This is a genomic window from Streptomyces sp. BR1, assembly GCF_052373795.1.
Taxonomy (GTDB): domain Bacteria; phylum Actinomycetota; class Actinomycetes; order Streptomycetales; family Streptomycetaceae; genus Streptomyces.
On the sequence record NZ_CM126252.1, the window covers coordinates 3,858,596 to 3,880,468 of the forward strand.

A 21,873-nucleotide genomic window follows, 5' to 3' on the forward strand; every position below is an offset into this window, starting at 1 on the left:
CGTAGGGGCTCGTCAGTACACCAGTGCCTGCGTGTCGTCCTTCATCACTTCCTGTACGAAGACCTGCGCTCCCGCGATCCGTACGCCCTCCAGGACGTCCTTCTCGGTGATGTCGCGCCGGACCGCGCACTGGGTGCACAGGGTGATCTGCCCCGCCGCCAGGATCGACTCGATCAGGTCGGGGAGCGGTGCGGCGTGCGGGAGTTCGAACTCCGCGGCCCGGCCCGGCAGCGCGAACCACGACGACTCGCCGGTCAGCCAGAGCGAGACCTCGACCCCGCTGGCGACGGCGACCGCCGCCACGGTGAACGCCTGCGAGCACCGCTCGGGGGCGTCGGCCCCGGCGGTCACCTTGATCACGAGCTTCTTCGCCATACGCGGAACTGTATGCGTACGCCGCGCGCGCCTCGCGGTGCACCTCACAGAGAGCGCCGTGGCCGAACCCATTAGGCTGGGGTACGGCCCTTTACTGCCCACACGCTCATCCGAGGAGCACCCCGTGCTTGAGGCTTTCTTCGAAACCCTGCTGGTCCTGGTCTGCGTCGGTGTCCTCGCCTTCGCCGGTCTGGCCGTGAAGAAGCTGTACCAGGGCCAGCGCTGACCGCGCCCCAGCCGCAGACGTAACGAAAGACTGATCGAAGCCTCATGATCGAGATCCCGTCCGACCTGAACCCGGACCTCGTCCCCCTCGCCTTCCTCCTCGGTACGTGGGAGGGCGCCGGCGTCACCGACTTCCCGGGTGCCGAGAAGGCCAATTTCGGCCAGTCCGTCACCTTCAGCCACGACGGCCGGGACTTCCTGGAGTACGTGTCGCACTCCTGGATCCTCGACGCCGAGGGCGACAAGGTGCGGCCGCTGGAGTCCGAGTCCGGCTACTGGCGCATCGACAAGGACCGCAAGGTCGAGGTCGTCATGGTCCGCGACCAGGGCGTCGTGGAGATCTGGTACGGCGAGCTCGCCCACCAGAAGCCGCAGATCGACCTGGTCACCGACGCCGTGGCGCGCACCGCCGCCTCCGGCCCGTACACCGGTGGCAAGCGGCTCTACGGCTACGTCAAGAGCGACCTGATGTGGGTCGGCGAGAAGGCGACGCCCGAGGTCGAGCTGCGCCCGTACATGTCCGCGCACCTCAAGAAGGTCGTCACGCCCGAGGAGGTCGCGGCCATGGCGCGCGGTCTCGGCGACCTGCCCGACGACGGGATCGCCTTCTTCAAGTAGGCGGTCAACAGCCGGTACGTATCCGCGATCACGTCGGTAATGCCGCCGCGGCTCCTACACTGGGCCTGTGGTGACCACCGACTGGCAGAGCGACCTCCGCAGGCGCGGGTACCGGCTGACCCCCCAGCGCCAGCTCGTGCTGGAGGCCGTCGACGTACTGGAACACGCGACGCCCGACGACATCCTCACCGAGGTGCGGAAGACGGCGGGCGGCGTGAACATCTCCACCGTGTACCGGACCCTGGAGCTCCTGGAGGAGCTGGGTCTGGTCTCGCACGCCCATCTGGGCCACGGCGCCCCGACGTACCACCTGGCCGACCGCCATCACCACATCCATCTGGTCTGCCGGGACTGTACGTCGGTGATCGAGGCCGATGTGGACATCGCGGCCGAGTTCACCGCCAAGCTCTGCGCGACCTTCGGCTTCGAGACGGACATGAAGCACTTCGCGATCTTCGGGCAGTGCCGCAAGTGCGCCGAGGCGGCTTCGGCCGCCGGTTCGAGTCCGGGTTCAAGTACCGCGTCGTAGGCTTGCGTACATGCAGCGACATTCAACGACCAGCCCTCTGCTGTCCCTGCCCGGCGCCGTGCCCGCCGAGGCGCCGGACGAGGGTGTCGCCGCGCACTACGGCGACCTCTTCCGTGAGCAGCGCGCACTCGCCGACGGCGCCGGCTTCGTCGATCTCTCGCACCGCGGTGTCATCACCGTCACCGGCGACGACCGCCTCGGCTGGCTGCACCTGCTGCTCACCCAGCACGTCAGCGATCTGCCGCCGGGCCTGGCCACCGAAGCGCTGATCCTCTCCGCGCACGGCCACGTCGAGCACGCGCTCTACCTGGTCGACGACGGTACGACGGTGTGGGCGCACGTCGAGCCCGGTACGCAGCAGGACCTCATCGCGTACCTGGAGTCGATGAAGTTCTTCTACCGCGTCGAAGTCGCGGACCGCACAGATGAGTTCGCGGTGGTGCACCTGCCCGCCGGGTCCATCGCCGAGGTCCCCGCCGACACGGTCGTACGGGAGGCTCCGCATGGGCGGGACCTCTTCCTCGCGCGCGCCGACCTGGAGAAGTTCGCGGCCGAGCACGGGCCCGCCGCAGGGATCCTGGCGTACGAGGCGCTGCGGGTGGAGTCGCACCGGCCGCGGCTCGGCCTGGAGACCGACCACCGTACGATCCCGCACGAGCTGGGCTGGATCGGTACGGCCGTGCATCTGCAGAAGGGGTGCTACCGGGGGCAGGAGACGGTCGCCCGGGTCCAGAACCTCGGCAAGCCGCCGCGCCGCCTGGTCTTCCTGCACCTGGACGGCAGCGAGGTGCTGCTGCCGGCGCACGGGACGCCGCTGCGGGTGGCGTCGGAGGGCGACGAGGGCCGTCAGATCGGCTTCATCACGACCTCGGCCCGCCACCATGAGCTGGGCCCGATCGCCCTGGCCCTGGTGAAGCGGAACGTACCGCTGGACGCGGAGCTGCTGGCGGGCGGGACGGCGGCGGCCCAGGAGGTCGTGGTCGAGCCGTAAGGCTGGACCTACACCTCCACCAGCACCGTGAACGGGCCGTGGTTCGTCAGGGACACCCTCATGTCCGCTCCGAACCGGCCCGTTTCCACCGTCGCGCCCAGCGCTCGCAGCTGCGCCACCACCTCGTCCACCAACGGCTCGGCCACGTCGCCCGGTGCCGCCGCGTTCCAGGTGGGGCGGCGGCCCTTGCGGGCGTCCCCGTACAGGGTGAACTGGGAGATGACCAGGAGCGGCGCGTCGACGTCCGAGCAGGACTTCTCGTCCGCCAGGATCCGCACCGACCACAGCTTCCGCGCCAGCTGCGCCGCCTTCTCGGCCGTATCGCCGTGGGTGACGCCCACCAGCACGCACAGGCCCTCGCCCACGATCTCGCCGACCGTCTCACCGGCCACGACGACGCTCGCGCCGTCCACCCTCTGTACCACCGCTCGCATGAGGCCCAACCTATTCCACCGGCCAATCCAGCCTCACGGGGGCCGAACGGGTGGTGTGTGTCTGCATATGCACCACTGGGAGTGGCACGATGCTGACAGGCGGTGCGATCCCTTGCGCACCGGTCGAGGGGACGGTAAGACGCATGAGCATTTCTGGCGGCGGGCCGCAGTCGCCCGGCCCCGTATCGCTGACCCGGACGAGCCCGAGGCCGGAGCGGTCGGCCGTCGCGCGACCGCCCGTACAGCGTGCCGGCGACCATCTGCCCGTACCGAGAACATACGATCTGACCACCTTGCGGCTGCCGGAGCTGCGGACGCTGCGGCGTCAGTCGCAGCGCGACGAGGCCGACCTCAGCTATGTGCGGCGGCTGCTGCACGGCCGTATCGACATCCTGCGGGCCGAGCTCGCCCGCCGCACCGGTCCGCACACGCCCGTGGTGGACCGGCTCTCCGAGATCCTGGCGGACGCGCCCTCCTCGCACCGGGCCTCCGCCCGCCACGTCACGCTCTCCACGCCGCGCAGCGCCGAGTACCGGCTCCTCGCGGCGGAGATGGACGCCGAGGTCCAGCTCTCGGACCTCGACGCGCGTACGGACGACGAGCTGCACACCGCGATGGGCCGCCTCATCCGTTACGAGCAGCAGGTCTCGCGGCGCCGTCAGCACCTCCAGCGCACGGCGGACGATTGCAGTGCCGAGATCGCCCGCAGGTACCGTGAAGGGGAAGCACAAGTAGACGACCTGCTCATCTGACCGACGATTCCAAGGTCACGGGGCGGTCCTGCCCTGGAAGGCCCCGTCATGAGCACCGACACCGTCATACCCCCGGTCCTCGCCGAAGTCGTACGTTCCGGTTTCGTCGAGGGCCATCATCGGGGCTCGCTGGTGGTGCTGGCGGCCGACGGCAGCGTGGAGCTCGCGCTCGGCGACCCGGCGGCGCCCGTCTTCCCGCGCTCCAGCAACAAGCCCATGCAGGCCGCGGCCGTACTGCGGGCCGGGCTCGACCTGTCCGGGGAGCGCCTGGCGCTCGCCGCGGCCAGCCACTCCGGCGAGGGCTTCCACCTCGACCTCGTCCGCAAGATGCTCGCCGAGCACGGGCTGACCCCGGACGACCTCCAGACCCCGCCCGACCTGCCGCTCGACCCGGCCGAGGCCGAGACGTACCTGGCGGCGGGCCACGTACGCGACCGGCTCACCATGAACTGCTCCGGCAAGCACGCGGCCATGCTCGCCGCCTGCCGCCTCAACGGCTGGGACGAGGCGTCCTACCTGGACCCGGCCCACCCGCTCCAGCAGCTCGTCCACGACTGCGTGGAGTCGGCGGCGGGCGAGCCGGTGGCGTCGGTCGGCACGGACGGCTGCGGCGCGCCCCTGATGGCGATCAGCCTTACGGGCCTGGCCCGCGCGTTCCGTACGTTCGTGCTCGCCGAGCCCGGAACGCCCGAGCGCCGGGTCGCTGACGCGATGCGCACCCACCCCGAGTACGTGGCCGGCACCCGCCGCCCCGACACCTGGCTGATGCGCGAGGTGCCCGGCGTGCTGTCGAAGATGGGCGCGGAGGCGGTCCAGGCGGTGGCCCTCCCGGACGGCCGCGCCCTGGCCTTCAAGATCACCGACGGCTCGGCCCGCGCGCTGGGCCCGGTCCTGGCACGTGCGCTGTCCCTGGTGGGCGTGGAGGGCCCGGTGGTGGACCGCATCGGCGAGGCCCCGCTGCTGGGTGGCCCGGCGCGGGTGGGGGAGATCAGGGCGGCGTTCTAGGAGGCCGATGCGGTCCCGCGCGCCTTTGCTTTTGTGTGGGCGCGCGGGCGTGTGGGGGCAGGCGCGTTCCCGGGTCACTCAAGGGGCGCGGGGCTGTGACATTGTGCGGCTCCGCCGCGTGGGCGCGACCAGCCCCCACCGGCCCGCAGCCAAACGACCGCACCCCCAAGCCCGTTCCACTGAGCGGAAATTCAGGCGACAGCGCACAGGCCCGCTGCCTAGCGTGCCCGTATGAGCCCCGACGTACAGGCCCCCGACGTACAGGTCGGCATAGGCATCCGCAAGGTCACCGAAGCCGAGTTCACCGACTGGATGAAGGCGGTGAACGTGGGCTTCCTGCGCCCGCCCGTCGTGACCGAGAACGACGCGGCGGCCCGACGGGCGAAGACCGACCTCGCCCGCACGCAGGGCGCCTTCGACGGCGACCGCTGCGTGGCCACGTTCCGTACGTTCGCCCAGGAGCTCACCGTCGTCGGCGGCGCCGCGATCCCGACGAGCGCGGTCACCAACGTCACCGTCTCCCCGACGCACCGCCGCCGCGGCCTGCTCAGCCGCATGATGGCGAACGAGCTCGCGGAGGCGAAGGAGCGCGGCGACGTGGCGGCCACGCTCATCGCCGCCGAGTACCCGATCTACGGCCGCTACGGCTTCGGCCCGGCCACCTCGACCGCCGAGTGGGAGATCGAGGTCGGCCGCACGGGCCTGGACCCGCGCTGGTCCGGCCCCGAGGACGGCGGCCGTATCGACCTGGTCACCTCCGAGGACGTACGCAAACTCGGCCCCGAACTCTTCGAGCGCTTCCGGGCCGTCCAGCCCGGCACGGTCAGCCGCCACCAGCACTGGTGGGACCTGAACACGGGCGCGACCCGCCGCGACGACGAGCCCTGGACCGAGCGGTTCTGGGCGCTCTACCGCTCGGCCACGGGCGAGGCGGCGGGCCTGGCGGCGTACACGTGCGACGCGACATGGACCGACGCCAAGCAGCCGCTGAACACGGCGACGGTCAAGGGCCTGATCGCCCTGACCCCCGCCGCCGAGCGCGCGCTGTGGCACTTCGTCTGCTCGATCGACTGGATCACCAAGGTCCGCACGGGCTACCGAGCCCCCGACGACCTCCTCCCGCACCTCTTCCCGGACCCGCGAGCGGCCCGCGTGGTGACGCATGCGGACTTCCTGTGGATACGGCTGCTGGACGTGGTACGAGCCCTGGAGTCCCGTACGTACGAGACGACGGAGACCTTGGTCCTGGAGGTAGTCGACACGGCGGGCCTGACCGGCGGCCGCTACCGCCTGGCCGCCACCCCGTCGGGCGCGACCTGCGCCCCCACCTCCACGCCACCGGATCTGACCCTGGACGTACGGGAGTTGGGGACGCTGTACCTGGGCGACGAGTCGGCGGTACGGCTGGCGGCGCTGGGCCGGGTGGCGGAGGGGACGCCGGGGGCGGCGTCCCGGGCGGACGCTTTGTTCCGGACGCCCCGGCGCCCGTGGTGCCCGGACATGTTCTGAGGCTCTGAGGCTTCCGGAGGGGTCAGTTCAGGCTGGGCTGGACGATCAGCACGGCCAGGATCACCGCGCCGGCGGTGGTGCAGGTGTGGTTGTGGCCCTTGTGGCCGATGCTCAGCAACACCAGCGCCACCGCGCCCATGACCCCGAACTGCCACTGGACGAACTGGTCGAGGCCGACGGCGAAGATGGCGAACGCGAGCGTGATCAGAGGCATGGAGTCCCTCCCCTAGAGGTCCGTCGGGCCCTTCGGGACCCGGGTGGTGCGGGTTGGTGCAGATGTGCTGTTGCGGCCAACTTCGGGGAACTGTCCCCAAGTTGGCGGACAACTTAGGGAAGTTGTCCCGTACGGCGAAGACCCATAAACCAACTTCACAACAACTCCCATAAGCTGTCGGGGAGTTGTAGCGTTCAGTTGTGACTTCGGAACCGGACGTGACGGACGGCGCCGCCCGGCGCTCGCCCGACGAGGTGGCCGCCGCCCTGCGGGCCCGTATCCGCGCGGGCGAACTCAAGGTCGGCGAGAAGCTGCCGACCCAGGCCTGGCTGTGCGACCACTTCGGCGTGGAGCGGACGGTGGTCCGCCAGGCACTCCAGCAACTGCACGCCGCCGGCCTGATCACCGAGGGCCGCAGAGGCGCCCCGGCCCGCATAGCCAGCGCCACCCCGTCGGCCTCCCGCCCGGCGGACGAGGAGCCAAAACTGACGGCGGCGGTCCTGAGCCCACGGGTGGCGGAGGCTTTTCGGGCGAGGGAGGTGCGGATCGATGCGGTGTGTCTGACCACGGAGACCCTGAACCTGGCCCTCGGCGGACCGCTGGGGGCGATCCATGCGGGGCAGTTCCGGCCGGACTCGGTGAAGGTGCGGGTCCTGCTGCCGGACCGGGGGATCAACCTGGCGTTCCCCAGACCGGTGAAGAGATCCGTGCTGGAGGACGACAGGCTGGTCCACGAGCGCTGGCTGAATCAGCGCAACACCCAGGGGATGGTCCTGCGCGACAATCTGGAGTCGCTGCACATCATCGAAGGCATCGACGTGGACATCGAGTTCCAGGCGCTTCCCATGACCTCGCCCGTCAAGCTCTATCTCCTGAACGGCTCCGAGGCCCTGTTCGGCTACTACGACATCACGCGCCGCGAGCAGCCGATCGCCGACACCTCGGTCGAGATCTTCGACTCGCTCGGAAACGAGTCGCTGATGTTCCAGTTCATGCGCAGCGCGGGCGCGCGGGACGCGGCGTTCGTCGAGCGGTCGCAGCGGTGGTTCGACGGGCTCTGGAACACGATCACTTCGCGGTTGAGACTGACGTAATGACAACCGACACGTTACGTTCTGTCCCCCGGTGGTGTCCGTGATCGAGGAGTTGAAAGGCCTCATCGCGAAAGCCGAATGCGTCCTCTTCGACTTCGACGGTCCCGTCTGCCATCTCTTCGCCCGCCACACGGCGGCGGAGGTGGCCGGTCGGTTGGTCCGCCAGGTGGGTGCGAAAGGGGTACGGGTGAACGCCTCCGGGGATCCGCACGCCGTACTGAAGGCCGTGAACGAACTGCGTCCGGACGGCATCCTGGTGGGCGAGGTCGAGGAGCAGCTGACGCGGGAGGAGGTGACCGCCGCGACATGCGCCGTGCCGACCCGCCACGTCGACGATCTGATACGCGCCTGGCGCGACGTTGGCGCGAGGCTGGCCATAACGACCAACAACTCCCCGCGTGCGGTGGAGTGTTACCTGACCGCTCATGGGCTCATCGACTGCTTCGCCCCGCATATCCACGGCCGCACGACCGATCTGCGCCTGCTGAAGCCCGACCCGTACTGCCTCCATCAGGCGCTGGACTCCCTGGGCGCGCGTCCCGCCGAGGCGCTGATGATCGGCGACACCCTGACGGACTGGGACGCCGCGCAACGCGCGGGAGTTCCCTTTCTCGGGTACGTGCGCAACGACCGGCGCGCTCGGGAACTGCGCGCCGCTGGGGCGCCGCTGGTGGTCACCTCGCTGGCCGATGTGCTCGAAGCGGTCAGGGGCGCCGGGCGGACCTGAGCCGCCGGTGGGCGGCCGTTCCGTCTTCGCCATGGGGTTCTCCAGGTTCGCTTTCGGTTGGACCGAGCCGAGTCAGTCCAACTGGACCGAAATGCTGCTGACTTGCTATGTCCCCTGGCCGTCAGATCCCTTAACCCGCAACCGGATCGGTGTTCCAATCTGACTGAAAGTGGTATGCCGACGGTGGGCGGCAAGTACGGTCACGGGTGTGGCCAATGAGCGAGTCGGCAAGGGGACAGGACGGCCGTTCCAGCGGGTCGCGGATGGCCTGCACGCCAACCTGACCGACGGCACCTACCGCGTCGACGACCTGCTGCCCTCGGAGCGGCAGCTCGCCGACAGGTTCGATGTGTCACGGGACACCGTGCAGCGGGTCCTGCGGGAGCTGCGCAGCGAGGGGTGGATCGAGCCCGAACAGGGCCGGGGCCACCGGGTCGTCAAGTCGCAGAGCGTCCACTCACCCGACCGTCCGCGCCCGGTGGCGGTGCCGGGCCGCACTGAAGTGGGCGACCTCGACTTCCGTATCGACGAGGCCTTCAAGGCGGCGGACGTGCGTCTCGATGTCTACAGCCTCACCTCCGAGTCCCTGGTCCGGCACATCCAGAGGCAGACGGAACGCATCACGCAGAAGAGGATCACCCCCAGCAGTATCGAGATCCGGATGCTCCTGCCGGTCAAGGACATGACGCTGGCCTATCCCCGGCCTGTGGAGGGTGGCGACAACGCGCGGCTGCTGGAGCGGCTGTTCGGGATCATGGACGACAGGGTGCGGTCGCTGCGGACCTATCTGCGTGAGCTCAAGAGCGCTGAGCTGGAGGTGAACGTCGAGGTCAGACACACCCCGGTGACCCCCACGTTCAAGCTCTATCTCCTCAACGGCAACGAGGCGTTGCACGGCTTCTACGAACTGATCGACCGCTCGATCTGGGTGGACGACGATGGCGAGGAGGTCCAGGCCACGGACCTCCTGGGGGTGGGCGCGACGATGATCCACTATGTGCGGAGCGAGGATCCCGGCGCCCACGGAACCCTGTTCGTGAACGCAGCGCAACGCTGGTTCGAACGGCAGTGGGAGCACTCACTCCCCAGCGGTACAGGTCGGACGCCGGGATCCATTGCGGGGCGCGGCGGCGGCTAGGGTCGGCATCGTCAGGGCAGCGCCGTCGAGCGAACCAGGAGTGGCCCGAGTGGCCGGCAGTCCTCAGGTGACCGGTCTCCCGGTGCCGGGCGGTTCGCCGTCCGACGTGTACGGCGCCTTCGTGCGCAACGCGCTGCGCGACGGCACGATGAGCCGCGGCCATCACCACCACAATTTCTTCGCCAAACTCGACGAGTCGATGGCGAGGCTGCTGGACCGCGAGCCGGGCGAGTCGGTCACCGTACGCACGCGCGCCCAGGGCGTGCTCGCAGTCGTCATCAGGACCTGGCCCGACGAGGGCCGGATCCTGGACGCGCTCCAGGGGTGTCTGCGGCACATCCCCGCGCGGCTGATGACCTGCGGCGACACAGCTGTCCACAGCTATGTGGAAGGGGTGCCGCTCTCCGCGGTCCGTCCCGGCGCCACTCCGCTGGACCCCGACCTGGTCGATGCGCTTGCCCGGATCTTCGCCGGTCTGACCAGGGTCCCCCGGTCCGCCCTACCGCCACTGCCGTCGGCCTGGCCGCGCGACGGCGACAGTACGGGATTTCTGCGGCGGCTCGCCGCACTGGCCGACAGTCAGGTACGGCAGCCCAACTGGACTGAATTCGGCGGCCTGTTCGCCGCGCTCGGTGTCCCGCACGACGTCATGTCCTCGTATGCCGAACGGCTGCCGGTGCTGACCTCCCGGCCGTTCGCGCTGCTCCACACCGATCTGCACCGGGACAACGTGATCGTCCCCTTCGGCGCTCGGCCACCGCTCATCTGCGTCGACTGGGAACTGGCCTCGTACGGTGACCCCTTGCACGACCTAGCGACGCATCTCGTGCGGATGCGCTACCCCGCCGACCAGTGGCACCAGGTGGCGGCCGCATGGCGCCGAGCCATGACGCGCGAGTGCCCCGAAGTCACCGCCGCCATGGATCAGGAGCTCGGGCACTACGTCGACTTCGAACGGGCTCAGTCGGTCTATCCGGATGTGATGCGTGCGGCCCGTAGACTCGGCGCCGGCATCGAACCCGAGGGGCTGAGCGCGGCCGCGCTCAGCGTTCGCGACGCCCTTGAACGGGCCAGGGTTCCGTTGAGGCTCGGCGAGGTACCGACGACGGCCGAGGTGGCGGACATCCTTCACCGCTGGCACACAGCCCGCCCGCGGTACCGACGGTTCGACGCGGAGCTCGCGCCGTCCCCGGCGTGGCGGCGGGCCCCCGGAACCGCGGAGAGGGTGCGCTTCCCCGACGCGGCGGTGTGCGAAGCCCTTGCCGCCGAGTGCGCGGCCGGTCCGGAGCAGGTGTTCAAGGGGACGGGCCATCGCAACACGGTCGTCCGGGTGCGGCGGGCCGCCGATGCCGTCGTGATCGTGCGGCGTCGGCTCGGCGGGGACGGGGTGGGGTTCGAGGACCTGGGACGCCTGGACGAGAGCGAGGTTCTGCGTGCTCTGGAGCTCTTCTGTAAACGGGTGCGCGCTCCCCGACTGCTGGCCGCCGGTTCGACGGGGCCCGGCGAGACCTTCGCGGTCCACTCGTACATCGGCAGCACCACCCGGGAGCCGCGGCATCCCACGGACGGGCTGCTGCCGAACGAGGCGGACGACCTGGTGGACCAGCTCTGCGATCTGACCCAGGTGCCGGTCGACCGGTTCGGCGGCGAGCCGCGCCCCGAGGGTTTCTACGGCTGGCTGTGCGACCGGCTCGCGGCCCTGGTGACGCGGATGCCGAAGGAGACTCTGCAACTCGCGCGCGTCCTTGGGCTGCCGGACGCCGAGCGGCTGCGGGAGATCATCGTCGGGCGCCGAGTGACCGAGCGGCGCGCGGTCCTGCTGCACGGGGACCTCAACCCGTGGAATCTCGTGATCGGCCCGGAGCGTGGACTCGCCCTGATCGACTGGGAGATGGCCATGGTCGGCGACCCCCTCTATGACCTGGTACGACATCTTCATCTGACTCCGCACCGGCCGTGGATCCGGGACCGGATGTACCGGCGCTGGTCCGGACGGCTGGGCGAGGACTACACCAAGGGGTGGGCGGAGGACGCCCGGTTCTACCGCTGGATCGAGGTGGTCCGCTCGGCTTACGTCGATCTCCATCGGCTCACGGCGGGCACGGGTCTGGAGGCCCCCAACGTCCGCCGTGCGCTGGCCGATTACCAGCACACCGTCATGACCGCCACATCGGCGCTGGGCCTGCGCGCCCGGCAGATCGCCAACCCGTACCTGGCGAAGGCGCTGCCCGGCGGGGGGAGTGCGACGCGGCGGCGGTGAGGATGCGGCGTCCACCTCAACCCACCTACACCTCCAACAGCACCTTCCCCACCACCCCCCGCCCCTCAATAGCCGCATGCGCCTCCCCCGCCCGCTCCAGCGGGAACACCGCGCCGATCACCGGGTGCAGGCGGCCCGCCGCAGCCTCGGACAGGGCGTGGGTGACCAGGTCGACGCGGCGGCCAGGGGTCAGTTGGACGTCGGCGATGCCCAGCAGCGTGATCGCGCGGGCGGTCGCCTCTTCCGGGGTGATCGGGGCGAAGCCGCCTGTGGGGGCGCCGTGGGCGGAGAAGCGGCCGGCCGTTGCGGTCAACGGGAAGGCCTGGGCGCCCAACTCGCCGCCCACCCCGTCCAGGACCACGTCCGCGCCCGCCTCGCCCAGGGCCTCGCGGGCGTGCGACGGCCAGTCCGAAGACCCCGCGTCGATCACCTCGTGCGCGCCCAACCCCCGTACTAGAGCCAACTTTTCGGCGCCCCTCGCCACCGCCACCACCCGCGCGCCCCGCGACCGGGCCAGCTGGATCAGCAGCGTGCCCATGCCGCCGGACGCTCCCGTGATCAGGACCGTCTCGTCCGCCTTCAGGTCTGTGAGGTCCAGGAGGGCCAGGGCCGTCACGCCGTCGTGGACCAGCGCCGCCGCCTCGCGCAGGCCCACGCCCTCGGGGACGACGGCGAGGTGGTCGGCGGGGACGGCGGCCAGGGACGCGTAACTGCCGGGCGAGACGGCGGCGACCACCCGGCGGCCCGTCCACACGGCCGGGTCCACGCCCGGGCCGGTCGCCGTCACCGTGCCCGCGACGGCGCCGCCGGGCACGTACGGCGGCGCCACGTCGAAGTACCCGCCGAACTCGCCCGCCCGTATCTGCGTCTGCACGAAGAGCGTGTCGATGTGGTCCACGGCCACGACCACCTCGTCCGGTCCGGCCACCGGGTCCGGCAGCTCCGCCGGAACCAGTACCTCCGGGCCGCCGAACTCCTTGACCTGTGCCACGCGCATGTCGATCCCCAACTTCCGTCGATCACTGAGTACGACGTGAGTCTTTGACCTCAAGCGCGCTTCAGGTCAAGCACCGATCGATTGCTCTGCCCGTACGCTCGACGTCATGGGTTTGCGGGAGCAGAAGAAGCAGCAGACGTACCAGTCCGTCTCGGACGTGGCGATCGCGCTCTTCCTTGAGAAGGGGTTCGACAACGTGCCGGTCGCGGAGGTGGCGGCGGCCGCCGGGATCTCCAAGCCGACCCTCTTCCGCTACTTCCCGGCCAAGGAGGACCTGGCCCTGCACCGGTTCTCCGACCACGAGGACGAGGCCGCCCGAGTCGTCGCGCAGGGCCGCGTCGACGGGCTCGCGCCGCTCGCCGCCCTGCGCCGCCACTTCCTGGCGGGGCTCGACGGCCGCGATCCCGTGACGGGGCTGAACGACGACCCGCGCGTACGGGCGTACCACGGGCTGCTCTACGGCACGCCGAGCCTGGTGGCGCGGCTGTTCGCGTACCAGGGCCGGGCCGAGGACGCGCTCGCCGCCGCCCTCGGCGCCGACCTCGGGGCGCGCCTCGCGGCGGGCCAGATCGTCGCCGTGCAGCGGATCCTCGCCGAGGAGAACTGGCGGCGAATCCAGGCGGGGGAGAGTGCGGAGGATGTCTATACGGCGGCCGTGGAGGCGGCGGAGGACGCGTTCGCACAGTTGGGGGAGGGGCTGGGGGAGTACGCCTGACACGCCCGCCTTCTGGGTGATCTTTTGTTACTGAGTTAAAAATTTAACCGGGTTGCGTTATGGTGGATGCCATGACGTCACTCGACCGCGAACTCGCTCAGGAACGGGCCTACCACCAGACCTGCCGCGCGGCCCTGACCGGCATGGTCGAGGGCGCGGACGTGCAGGTCATTCACGGCGAGAACGCGTTCGCCTCGGGCGCGGACGCCGAAGTGCTCGGCTATCAACTCCGCAGCTGGGCCAAGGAGTTGAGGGAGGAGCCGGACGGGCCGCTGTTCTTCGGGCGGCTCGATTTCGCACCGGCCGGAGCGGATGGAAAAGAAGCCGACCACGCCGGGCAGAGCTATCACATCGGGCGCCGCCGCATCAGCGAGCACCCCTCCGCGCCGCCGCTCGTCGTCGACTGGCGGGCGCCGGTCTCGCGGACGTTCTACCAGGCCGGCGCCCGCGACCCGATGGGCGTCGCGGTCCGCCGCCGCTTCGGCTGGGCCCCCGGCAGCCGGGGCGCCGCCGAGGACCTGACGAGTCTGGAGGACGAGCCGCTGGGGACGGCATCCCACGCCCCTGACCTGGCAGAAGCCCGCCCCGGTACCCCCGACGACCACGACCCGATCGCCGCCCGCCCCGGCACCATCCTCGCCACCGAGATCGAGCGCCCCCGCGTCGGCCCCATGCGCGACATCGCCGCCACCATCCAGCCCGAACAGGACGACCTCGTACGCTCCGGGCTCGACCGGTCCATCTGTGTGCAGGGCGCCCCCGGCACCGGCAAGACGGCCGTCGGGCTGCACCGGGCCGCGTATCTGCTCTACACCTACCCGCAGCGCATCCGGCGCGGCGGACTGCTCGTCCTCGGGCCCAACCGGACGTTCCTGCACTACATCGCCCAGGTCCTGCCCACCCTCGGCGAGGCCGGGATCCGGCAGTCGACGGTCGACGAGGAGATCGCGCGCGTACCGGTCCGGGCCGTGGACGAGCCGGGCACGGCGGCCGTCAAGCACGACGCCCGGATGGCGCGGGTGCTGCATCGCGCGCTCTACGCGCGCGTGGGCGCTCCCGAGGCGCCCGTCGCGGTGCCGGACGGCTCGTACCAGTGGCGGGTGCCGCTGGGGCGGCTCACCGACATCGTCGAGGCGGTACGGGCCGAGGCGCCGCCGTACGCGGTCGGTCGCGAGCGGGTCCGCAGCCGGGCCGTACGGGACATCCAGCTCCAGGCCGAACACCGCGCCGGGCCCATGAACAACACCTGGCTGCAACGGATTTCACGCGCCCGCCCGGTCTCCGCCTTCGTGGACACCGCCTGGCCGAAGGTCACCCCCGAGGAGGTGCTGGCGGCCCTGTTCGGCGACCCGGACGCGCTGGCGGCGGCCGCCGACGGCATCCTCACCGCCGATGAGCAGAAGCGCCTGCTGTGGCCGAAACTGCCGCGCTCCTACAAGTCGGCCAAGTGGTCGGCGGCCGACCTCGTCCTGCTCGACGAGCTCGCGGGCCTGGTCGAACGGCCCGAGGGGTACGGGCACATCGTCGTCGACGAGGCCCAGGACCTCTCGCCGATGCAGTGCCGCGCCATCGCCCGCCGCTCCGGCTTCGGCTCGCTGACCGTGCTCGGCGACCTGGCCCAGGGCACCACCCCGTGGGCGGCGCGCGACTGGCCGGAGCAGATGGCGCATCTGGGCAAGCCGGACGCGCGCGTAGTGCCGCTCACGACCGGCTTCCGCGTCCCAGCGGCGATCGTGGCACTCGCCAATCGTCTCCTCGGCGAGCTCGGCGTCTCCGTACCGCCGTCGCGATCGCTGCGCCGGGACGGCGAGTTGACGACGACGCGGGTGTCGGACGTACGCGATGGAGTGGTCCGGTCCGTACGGGCGGCGCTGGCGCGCGAGGGGTCGGTGGGCGTGATCGCGCACGACGCGGAGGTGCCCGCGCTGCGCGAGGCGCTCGCGGCGGCGGGCGTGGCGACGGCCGAGCCGGACGACCTGACGGCGGCGGCGCGGGTGACGGTCCTGCCCGCGACGGTCGCGAAGGGCCTGGAGTACGACCATGTGGTGGCCGTCGAGCCCGCGGCGATCGCGGAGGCGGAGGAACGGGGTCCGCATCGCCTGTACGTGGTCCTGACGCGGGCGGTCTCGCGCCTCGACGTGCTGCACAGCAGGCCGCTGCCGACGGCACTGGCCGCGTCGGGTGGGGACAACCTGCCGTATTCATAGGGCGATTGGTGCGCGACGGGTGTCGGGTCACTATGTTGTGGAGCGTTCAAGCAAGGATCGAGCAAGCGCGACCCGCGACCGCTTACCTCTCCTGGGGGGCTCCACAGCCATGTCCACTTCTCCCGAATCCCCGGCGTCCACCTCGGCCGCCGCTCTGCCCGGCTACACACCCGGCACCTGGACCATCGACCCGATCCACTCCGAAGTCGCCTTCTCCGTACGCCATTTGGGCATCGCCAATGTGCGCGGCCGGTTCGACGCGTTCGACGCCGAGATCGTGCTCGCCGAGGACCCGCTGGAGTCCTCGGTCACCGCGACGATCCAGATCGCGTCCGTGTCGACGGGGCACGAGCAGCGCGACAACCACATACGGTCGGAGGACTTCCTGCACGCGGAGGAGTTCCCCGAGATGACCTTCCGCTCGACCGGCATCCGGGCGGTGGACGGTGACGGCTTCCTGGCCGACGGCGAACTGACCGTGCGCGGCGTCACCCGCCCCGTCACCCTCGACCTGGAGCTGATCGGCTTCGGCAAGGGCTACGAAGGCCGTTCGGTTGCGGGCTTCTCCGCGTCCACCCAGATCAGCCGCAAGGCGTTCGGCGTCCACGGCGGCGCGGGCGGCGCGGCGCTCGGCGACACGGTGAAGATCACGCTGGAGGTGGAGGCGGGCCAGGCCTCCTGAGCGCGAGTCCGGGCGATGCGGCCCCCGCCCCCTAGTCGCGCGTGGCGCGGCACACTTTTGCAAGCACCTGCTTGCAAAAGTTAGCGGGGAGGGGGCAGTATCGGGGTATGGCATCGCTCAACGTCGGCAATCTCGGCGAGTTCCTGCGCGAGCAGCGGCGCAATGCGCAGCTGTCCCTGCGGCAGCTCGCGGATGCCGCCGGGGTGTCCAATCCGTATCTGAGCCAGATCGAGCGCGGGCTGCGCAAGCCGAGCGCGGACATCCTGCAGCAGCTCGCCAAGGCGCTGCGGATCTCCGCCGAGACGCTGTACGTGCAGGCCGGGATCCTCGACGAGCGGTCGCCCGAGGCGGCCGGGACGCGCAGCGTCATCCTCGCCGATCCCTCGCTCGACGAGCGGCAGAAGCAGGTGCTGATCCAGATCTACGAGTCCTTCCGCAAGGAGAACGGGCTCGACGCACCTGAGAAGGCCGCTGGCGACGACGGCGATGCCGAATCGGCTCCCCAGGGCTGATCCACGTACCGATCCGGGAGGAAACCAGCATGGCCGTCACCGATGAGCTGCGTAATGTCCTGACCGACCCGAAGCCGGGCTACTTCGTCGCGGGCGCCCTCGACCTCGGCGTCAAGCAGGCCGCGAAGGTCCCGGCGCTCGTGGAGCGGTTCCAGGCCGAGGTCCCCGCGCGCATCGACGCCGTACGCAACACCGACCCCAAGGCCGTGCAGGACAAGGTCGTCACCCGGGCCAAGGAGGCGCAGGCCGCCTTCACCACGAAGGTGAACGAGGTCGTCGGCACCCTCGACGGCGATGTGAAGAAGCTCGGCGACTCCGTCCAGCACTTCGCGCTCCAGGTCGTGGGCATCACCGCCGAGGGCCTGGTCAAGGCGCGTGAGCGGTACGAGGAGGTCGCCGAGCACGGCAAGGGCGTCGTCAAGGAGTGGCGCGGGGAGGCCTCCGAGGAGATCTCCGAGATCGGCCAGGCCGTGGCGCCGAAGGAGTCGGAGCCGGAGGCGGCGGACTCGCCCGAGCCCGCCGCCTCCTCGTCCTCGTCGGAGGGCTCCGACGCCAAGCCCGCCGCCAAGAAGACCACCGCGCGCAAGAGCGCCGCGAAGAAGACGGCGGCCAAGCCCGCCGAGTGAGGGACCGGCGCGGCTGCCGGTGCCGGGCCGGTGCAGGGGCCGGTTCCGGTGGCGGGCACGTTTTCGTCGCCCGGTGCGTTTGACGGGTACCTTGGCCGCGTAGGGACGACCCGTACGGAAGGTGGTGGACAGCCGTGCTGATGCAGGGTTTCGCGGGGTTCATGTGGCTGTTGAGTACAGCCCTGACCGCATTGAGCCTTTTCGCGCTCGTCGACGCGGCCTTCCGCCGGGAAGACGCGTTCCGCGCGACGGACAAGCAGACGAAGCCGTTCTGGCTGATCATCCTGGGCATCGCGCTGCTGGTCAGCGTGCTGTTCCCGCTGCTGTCGTTCCTGCCGATCATCGGCGCGGTGGCCGTGATCGTCTACATCGTGGACGTACGTCCGGCGGTGCGGCAGATCTCCGGCCGGGGCGGTCGTGGCGGCGGTCGCCGGGGCGGCTCCAGCAGCGACGGTCCGTACGGGCCGTACAACGGCGGACGGTAGGCCCCCGGGGCTCTTAAGGCTCCCCGCCTCAGTCCGCGCCGCTCCCCGCCCGCTCAAGGAGCAACACCGCCACGTCGTCGGTGAGTTCGCCGCCGTTGAGCTCGCGGGCCTCCGTCACGGCCGCCTCCAACAGGGCCTCGCCGCGCAGGCCCGCCGTGAGGCGGCGGTTGATCATGTCGAGCATGCCGTCCTGGCCCAGGCGTTGGCACGGGTCGCCCTGGCCGGCGCGGCCCTCGATCAGACCGTCCGTGTACATCAACAGGCTCCAGGCGTCACCCAGTTCGACCCGGCGGCGCGGCCAGCGCGTCTGCGGCAGCAGGCCGAGGGCCGGGCCGCCGCTCTCGTACGCGAGAAGGCTCGCGGGACTGTCCGCGCGGGTGACCAACGGGGCCGGGTGGCCGGCGAGGCTGAGTTCGGCGCGGCGGCCGTCGGGGGCGATGTCGACCGTGCAGAGCGTCGCGAAGATCTCGTCGCTGTCGCGCTCGTGCTCCAGTACCTGCTGAAGAGTCGTCAGAAGGGCGTCGCCGCACAGGCCCGCCAGCGTCAACGCCCGCCAGGCGATGCGGAGTTCGACCCCGAGCGCGGCTTCGTCGGGGCCGTGGCCGCAGACGTCGCCGATCATGGCGTGGACGGTGCCGTCGGGGGTGCGGACGGTGTCGTAGAAGTCGCCGCCGAGCAGGGCGCGGGAGCGGCCCGGGCGGTAGCGGGCGGCGAACCGCAGGTCGGAGCCGTCGAGGAGCGGCGTCGGAAGCAGACCGCGCTCCAGGCGGGCGTTCTCCTGCGCGCGCAGCCGCGACTCGGCGAGCTTGTACTGCGCCATATCGGCGCGCTTGCGCTCCACCGCGTACCGGATGGCGCGGCTCAGCACCTTGCCGTCCAGCTCGTCGCGGAACAGGTAGTCCTGCGCGCCGACGCGGACGGCTTCCGCCGCGCGTTCGGCGTGCGTGGAGGGCGTGAGCGCGAGGACCGCGTGGCGCGGGGCGAGGACGAGCAGATGCCGCAGCGCGGCGAGTTCGTCGTCGGGGTCGCGGCCGGGCAGTGCGAGGTCGAGCAGGATGCAGTTCACGTCATCGGTGAGCAGCCGCTCGGCCTCGGTGAGATTGCGGGCGGTACGGATCCGCACCCGCGTCCCGGCGGTGTGCAGCAGCTCGGACACCGCGAAGGGGCCGACGGGGTCGTCCTCGATGACCAGCAGGTTGAGGGCGCCCGTCCCCGCGAGGGCACCCGTCTCGACCTGGACCGAGCTGATCGCCCCCACACCGTCCCCGGGACCGCACGCCCCCGGCACGACGGGCGCGGCCGGGTCCGCCGCCCCGGCCAGGGGGTTCCCGGCCGGGGGCGTCGGAGGCCATATCTGAGGTGCGGGCATCGTTCCGGTCCTTCCCTCCCCCCGAGGGCGCCGCGGAACGCGAGCCACGTCCGCCAGTTCCGGACCTTAGCCGTACACGGCTGCGCAGCGGAATGGCGAGCGGTGACTGTTCGGCAAATGCCCATCGGCATATGCCGCATGCCTCACTTGTCCGGGCGGACGACCCCCAGGATCGGCATCGTGCCCGCGCCCGTGATCGTCACATTCCGCCCCGGTCGCGGGGCGTGCACGATCGCGCCGTCGCCGATGTACATCCCGACGTGCGTCGCGTCCGCGAAGTAAATGATCAGATCGCCCGGCCGCATGTCCTTGATGTCGACATGCGGCAGTTGTGCCCATTGCTCCTGCGAGGTGCGCGGGATGCCCCGGCCCGCCGCGAGCCAGGCCTGCGAGGTCAGACCGGAGCAGTCGTACGTCCTCGGCCCCTCCGCGCCCCACTCGTACGGCTTGCCGATCTGGTCGGTCGCGAACTTCACCGCCCGCCTGCCCTGCTCGCTCGCCTTGCCGTTGATCTCCCGCAATATGCCCGAACTCAGCCAGTCCGTCTGGGCCTTGAACTGCTGCTCCTGCTCCAGCTGGGCCAGCCGCTCGCGCTCCTTCGCCTCCAGCTGGGACTCCAGCTTCTCGGCGGCCGCGATCTTGCCGGTGATCTCCTTCTTGGCGGTCTCCTTCTTGACCCGGTTCGCCTCCAGCTTCGTCCACTGGGCGGAGGCGTCCTTCGAGTACTGCCCCAAGTCGCTCTGCGTGCGGTTCAGTTCGGCCAGCATCCCCTGCGTGGCCTGCTGGCCCTCGCGCAGCCGGTCGGCGCCGTCCAGGAACGCGTCCGGGTTGCCGCTCAGCATCATCTGCGCGCCGAGCGGCAGCCCGCCCGTGCGGTACTGCAGCCGGGCCGCGGCGCCCGCCTGGTCCTTGAGCTGCTTGATGCGCTCCTCGCCCTTGACGATCGCCTGGGCGATCTTCACGATCTGCGCGGACTGGACCTTGGTCTGCTCCTCGGCCTGGTTGTACGCCTCGGTCGCGACCGCCGCCTGCCGGTACAGCTCGTCTATGTCCTTGCGTACGTCGTCGAGGCTCTTCGTCCCCGGAGCGGGCGTCGCCGTGGTCGTCGGCTCCGGGCTCGGGCTCGGCGCGGCGAACGCCGTGGTCGGCATCGCCAGCACGGTCAGGGCGCACACCACGGTGATCGCGGTGGCCAAACGGCGTTGGTGCACGAAAATTCTCCCCCTCCGGACATCCGGAATCCCCAGTCCCACATCAAGCACGTCACGTACATCGAGCACGTGACGCAAGCGCACATCACACATCCGCAGGTCACGCGGAACGCGGATGTGATTAACCGTCAGTAACATCTCGCAACGTCGCGATGGTGCCACGCCGTTCGCCAAAACGACAGAGGCGGACGGCACCTGACGGGTCACTCCCCGCATGTGGGACGAACGGCACGACGTGTGCGTTCCCCGTGCGGGGGTGACGTGTGGAGTGACCGGAGCCGTTCGCGCGTACGCCAGCGCAGGGTCACCTAACCGGGCCCCCGCCCGTCACCCCCGAGGCGCCAGCGCTTGCCACTCCACGGTGACCTCCCCCTGGCGCCAGCGCCTGGGCCCGTCCGTGAGCGGCCAGTCCGCCGCCAGGTCCCGGACCGCCCTCATCCAGCGCTGGCGCGCGCCCAGCGACGCGTACGGGGCCGCCGCAGCCCACCCGCGGTCGAAGTCGCGCAGGAACGCGTGCACCGGCTCACCCGGCACATTGCGGTGGATCAGCGCCTTCGGCAGCCGTTCGGCCAGGTCGGAGGGGCGCTCCAGGGATCCGAGCCGGGTAGCGAACGTCACCGTGCGCGGGCCGGACGCGTCCAGCGCGACCCACACATGCCGCCGCCCGATCTCGTCGCACGTCCCCTCGACGAGCAGCCCGCCGTCCGCGAGCCGGGCGCACAGCCGCGCCCAGACCGCCGCGACCTCGCCCTCCTCGTACTGCCGCAGCACGTTCGCGGCCCGGATCAGCAGCGGCGGCCGGGGCGTCGGCACCTCGAAGCCGCCGTGGACGAAGGTGAGCCCCTCGCGCTCGTACGGCTTCGCGGCGGCGACCCGGGCGGGCTCGATCTCGATCCCGACGACGGAGACGGCGGGCGCTGCGGTGCGCAGCCGCTGGAGCAGTTCCACGGCCGTCCAGGGGGCGGCTCCGTACCCGAGGTCGACCGCGATCGGCGCGTCGGCGCGGCGCAGCGCGGGCCCGTGCGTATCGGCGATCCAGCGGTCCATGCGGCGCAGCCGGTTGGGGTTGGTGGTGCCGCGGGTGACGGTGCCGACGGGCCGGCGGGGAGCGGGTGGAGCCATGTCCTTGAGCCTACGGCGACCACGTCACCGGGCCCGCCGCACCTCCGGCCGGAGCCCCTCCCGGCCCCCTCCCCGG

Annotated in this window: 23 protein-coding genes; 16 read left to right on the plus strand and 7 right to left on the minus strand. The window is 70.9% G+C overall.

Annotation, left to right across the window (positions count from 1 at the left end):
* Positions 1 to 12 precede the first annotated feature (12 nt).
* Positions 13 to 375 carry a DsrE family protein gene (locus tag ACT1U9_RS16875; protein WP_444533566.1) on the minus strand — a complete coding sequence of 121 codons (363 nt, stop codon included), beginning with the start codon at positions 373 to 375 and terminating at the stop codon, positions 13 to 15.
* Positions 376 to 645: 270 nt separating this feature from the next.
* Here ACT1U9_RS16875 and ACT1U9_RS16880 point away from each other — a divergent pair, with 270 nt between their 5' ends.
* The 3 genes from ACT1U9_RS16880 (at position 646) to ygfZ (ending at position 2,738) form a co-directional block, all read left to right on the plus strand.
* Positions 646 to 1,218, plus strand: a complete 573-nt coding sequence (locus tag ACT1U9_RS16880; RefSeq protein ID WP_444533567.1) for an FABP family protein — start codon at positions 646 to 648, stop codon at positions 1,216 to 1,218.
* Between the two features lie 67 nt (positions 1,219 to 1,285).
* On the plus strand, positions 1,286 to 1,747 hold the full coding sequence (locus tag ACT1U9_RS16885) for a Fur family transcriptional regulator (RefSeq protein WP_444533568.1): 462 nt from the start codon (positions 1,286 to 1,288) through the stop codon (positions 1,745 to 1,747).
* A gap of 10 nt (positions 1,748 to 1,757) precedes the next feature.
* The gene (ygfZ, locus tag ACT1U9_RS16890) at positions 1,758 to 2,738 is read left to right on the plus strand and encodes a CAF17-like 4Fe-4S cluster assembly/insertion protein YgfZ (protein WP_444533569.1); all 981 of its coding nucleotides are present in this window, start codon (positions 1,758 to 1,760) and stop codon (positions 2,736 to 2,738) included.
* A gap of 8 nt (positions 2,739 to 2,746) precedes the next feature.
* On the opposite strand, the gene dtd is transcribed toward ygfZ, so the two are convergent.
* Positions 2,747 to 3,172 (minus strand): D-aminoacyl-tRNA deacylase, encoded by a 426-nt coding sequence (gene dtd, locus ACT1U9_RS16895; protein ID WP_444533570.1) that lies wholly within the window; start codon positions 3,170 to 3,172, stop codon positions 2,747 to 2,749.
* Positions 3,173 to 3,315: 143 nt separating this feature from the next.
* Between dtd and ACT1U9_RS16900 the strand changes: the two genes are divergently transcribed.
* The 3 genes from ACT1U9_RS16900 (at position 3,316) to ACT1U9_RS16910 (ending at position 6,438) form a co-directional block, all read left to right on the plus strand.
* The gene (locus ACT1U9_RS16900; protein WP_444533571.1) at positions 3,316 to 3,924 is read left to right on the plus strand and encodes an RsiG family protein; all 609 of its coding nucleotides are present in this window, start codon (positions 3,316 to 3,318) and stop codon (positions 3,922 to 3,924) included.
* A 48-nt stretch (positions 3,925 to 3,972) separates the two neighbouring features.
* Entirely contained in the window at positions 3,973 to 4,929 is a 957-nt protein-coding gene (locus ACT1U9_RS16905) for an asparaginase (protein WP_444533572.1), read from the plus strand.
* A 231-nt stretch (positions 4,930 to 5,160) separates the two neighbouring features.
* Entirely contained in the window at positions 5,161 to 6,438 is a 1,278-nt protein-coding gene (locus ACT1U9_RS16910) for a GNAT family N-acetyltransferase (RefSeq protein ID WP_444533573.1), read from the plus strand.
* A 22-nt stretch (positions 6,439 to 6,460) separates the two neighbouring features.
* Here ACT1U9_RS16910 and ACT1U9_RS16915 read toward each other — a convergent pair whose 3' ends face one another.
* Positions 6,461 to 6,652, minus strand: a complete 192-nt coding sequence (locus ACT1U9_RS16915) for a hypothetical protein (RefSeq protein WP_444533574.1) — start codon at positions 6,650 to 6,652, stop codon at positions 6,461 to 6,463.
* A gap of 200 nt (positions 6,653 to 6,852) precedes the next feature.
* Between ACT1U9_RS16915 and ACT1U9_RS16920 the strand changes: the two genes are divergently transcribed.
* The 4 genes from ACT1U9_RS16920 (at position 6,853) to ACT1U9_RS16935 (ending at position 11,871) form a co-directional block, all read left to right on the plus strand.
* A complete protein-coding gene (locus ACT1U9_RS16920; protein ID WP_444533575.1) occupies positions 6,853 to 7,746 on the plus strand; it encodes a GntR family transcriptional regulator in 894 nt (297 codons plus the stop codon).
* Positions 7,747 to 7,780: 34 nt separating this feature from the next.
* On the plus strand, positions 7,781 to 8,473 hold the full coding sequence (locus ACT1U9_RS16925; RefSeq protein ID WP_444533576.1) for an HAD family hydrolase: 693 nt from the start codon (positions 7,781 to 7,783) through the stop codon (positions 8,471 to 8,473).
* A 208-nt stretch (positions 8,474 to 8,681) separates the two neighbouring features.
* On the plus strand, positions 8,682 to 9,611 hold the full coding sequence (locus ACT1U9_RS16930) for a GntR family transcriptional regulator (protein ID WP_444533577.1): 930 nt from the start codon (positions 8,682 to 8,684) through the stop codon (positions 9,609 to 9,611).
* A gap of 49 nt (positions 9,612 to 9,660) precedes the next feature.
* Positions 9,661 to 11,871 (plus strand): phosphotransferase family protein, encoded by a 2,211-nt coding sequence (locus ACT1U9_RS16935; RefSeq protein ID WP_444533578.1) that lies wholly within the window; start codon positions 9,661 to 9,663, stop codon positions 11,869 to 11,871.
* Positions 11,872 to 11,896: 25 nt separating this feature from the next.
* Here ACT1U9_RS16935 and ACT1U9_RS16940 read toward each other — a convergent pair whose 3' ends face one another.
* Positions 11,897 to 12,868 carry a zinc-binding dehydrogenase gene (locus tag ACT1U9_RS16940; protein WP_444533579.1) on the minus strand — a complete coding sequence of 324 codons (972 nt, stop codon included), beginning with the start codon at positions 12,866 to 12,868 and terminating at the stop codon, positions 11,897 to 11,899.
* Positions 12,869 to 12,974: 106 nt separating this feature from the next.
* On the opposite strand from ACT1U9_RS16940, the gene ACT1U9_RS16945 reads away from it, so the two are divergent.
* The 6 genes from ACT1U9_RS16945 (at position 12,975) to ACT1U9_RS16970 (ending at position 18,095) form a co-directional block, all read left to right on the plus strand.
* Positions 12,975 to 13,583, plus strand: coding sequence for a TetR family transcriptional regulator (locus tag ACT1U9_RS16945; protein WP_444533580.1), 609 nt, complete (start codon positions 12,975 to 12,977; stop codon positions 13,581 to 13,583).
* 71 nt (positions 13,584 to 13,654) lie between these two features.
* Positions 13,655 to 15,790 (plus strand): HelD family protein, encoded by a 2,136-nt coding sequence (locus ACT1U9_RS16950; protein WP_444533581.1) that lies wholly within the window; start codon positions 13,655 to 13,657, stop codon positions 15,788 to 15,790.
* A gap of 109 nt (positions 15,791 to 15,899) precedes the next feature.
* Positions 15,900 to 16,472, plus strand: coding sequence for a YceI family protein (locus ACT1U9_RS16955; RefSeq protein WP_444533582.1), 573 nt, complete (start codon positions 15,900 to 15,902; stop codon positions 16,470 to 16,472).
* A 107-nt stretch (positions 16,473 to 16,579) separates the two neighbouring features.
* On the plus strand, positions 16,580 to 16,984 hold the full coding sequence (locus ACT1U9_RS16960) for a helix-turn-helix domain-containing protein (RefSeq protein WP_444533583.1): 405 nt from the start codon (positions 16,580 to 16,582) through the stop codon (positions 16,982 to 16,984).
* A gap of 29 nt (positions 16,985 to 17,013) precedes the next feature.
* The gene (locus tag ACT1U9_RS16965; protein ID WP_444533584.1) at positions 17,014 to 17,610 is read left to right on the plus strand and encodes a hypothetical protein; all 597 of its coding nucleotides are present in this window, start codon (positions 17,014 to 17,016) and stop codon (positions 17,608 to 17,610) included.
* A gap of 140 nt (positions 17,611 to 17,750) precedes the next feature.
* Positions 17,751 to 18,095, plus strand: a complete 345-nt coding sequence (locus tag ACT1U9_RS16970) for a DUF2516 family protein (RefSeq protein WP_444539135.1) — start codon at positions 17,751 to 17,753, stop codon at positions 18,093 to 18,095.
* A 28-nt stretch (positions 18,096 to 18,123) separates the two neighbouring features.
* Here the strand turns inward: ACT1U9_RS16970 and ACT1U9_RS16975 are convergent, their stop codons facing one another.
* The 3 genes from ACT1U9_RS16975 to ACT1U9_RS16985 all read right to left on the minus strand — a co-directional run bounded on the left by ACT1U9_RS16975 (position 18,124) and on the right by ACT1U9_RS16985 (position 21,797).
* Positions 18,124 to 19,464, minus strand: a complete 1,341-nt coding sequence (locus ACT1U9_RS16975) for a PP2C family protein-serine/threonine phosphatase (protein ID WP_444533585.1) — start codon at positions 19,462 to 19,464, stop codon at positions 18,124 to 18,126.
* A gap of 143 nt (positions 19,465 to 19,607) precedes the next feature.
* Positions 19,608 to 20,615 carry an NlpC/P60 family protein gene (locus ACT1U9_RS16980; protein WP_444539136.1) on the minus strand — a complete coding sequence of 336 codons (1,008 nt, stop codon included), beginning with the start codon at positions 20,613 to 20,615 and terminating at the stop codon, positions 19,608 to 19,610.
* Between the two features lie 387 nt (positions 20,616 to 21,002).
* A complete protein-coding gene (locus tag ACT1U9_RS16985; RefSeq protein WP_444533586.1) occupies positions 21,003 to 21,797 on the minus strand; it encodes a class I SAM-dependent methyltransferase in 795 nt (264 codons plus the stop codon).
* Between the last annotated feature and the right edge of the window lie 76 nt (positions 21,798 to 21,873).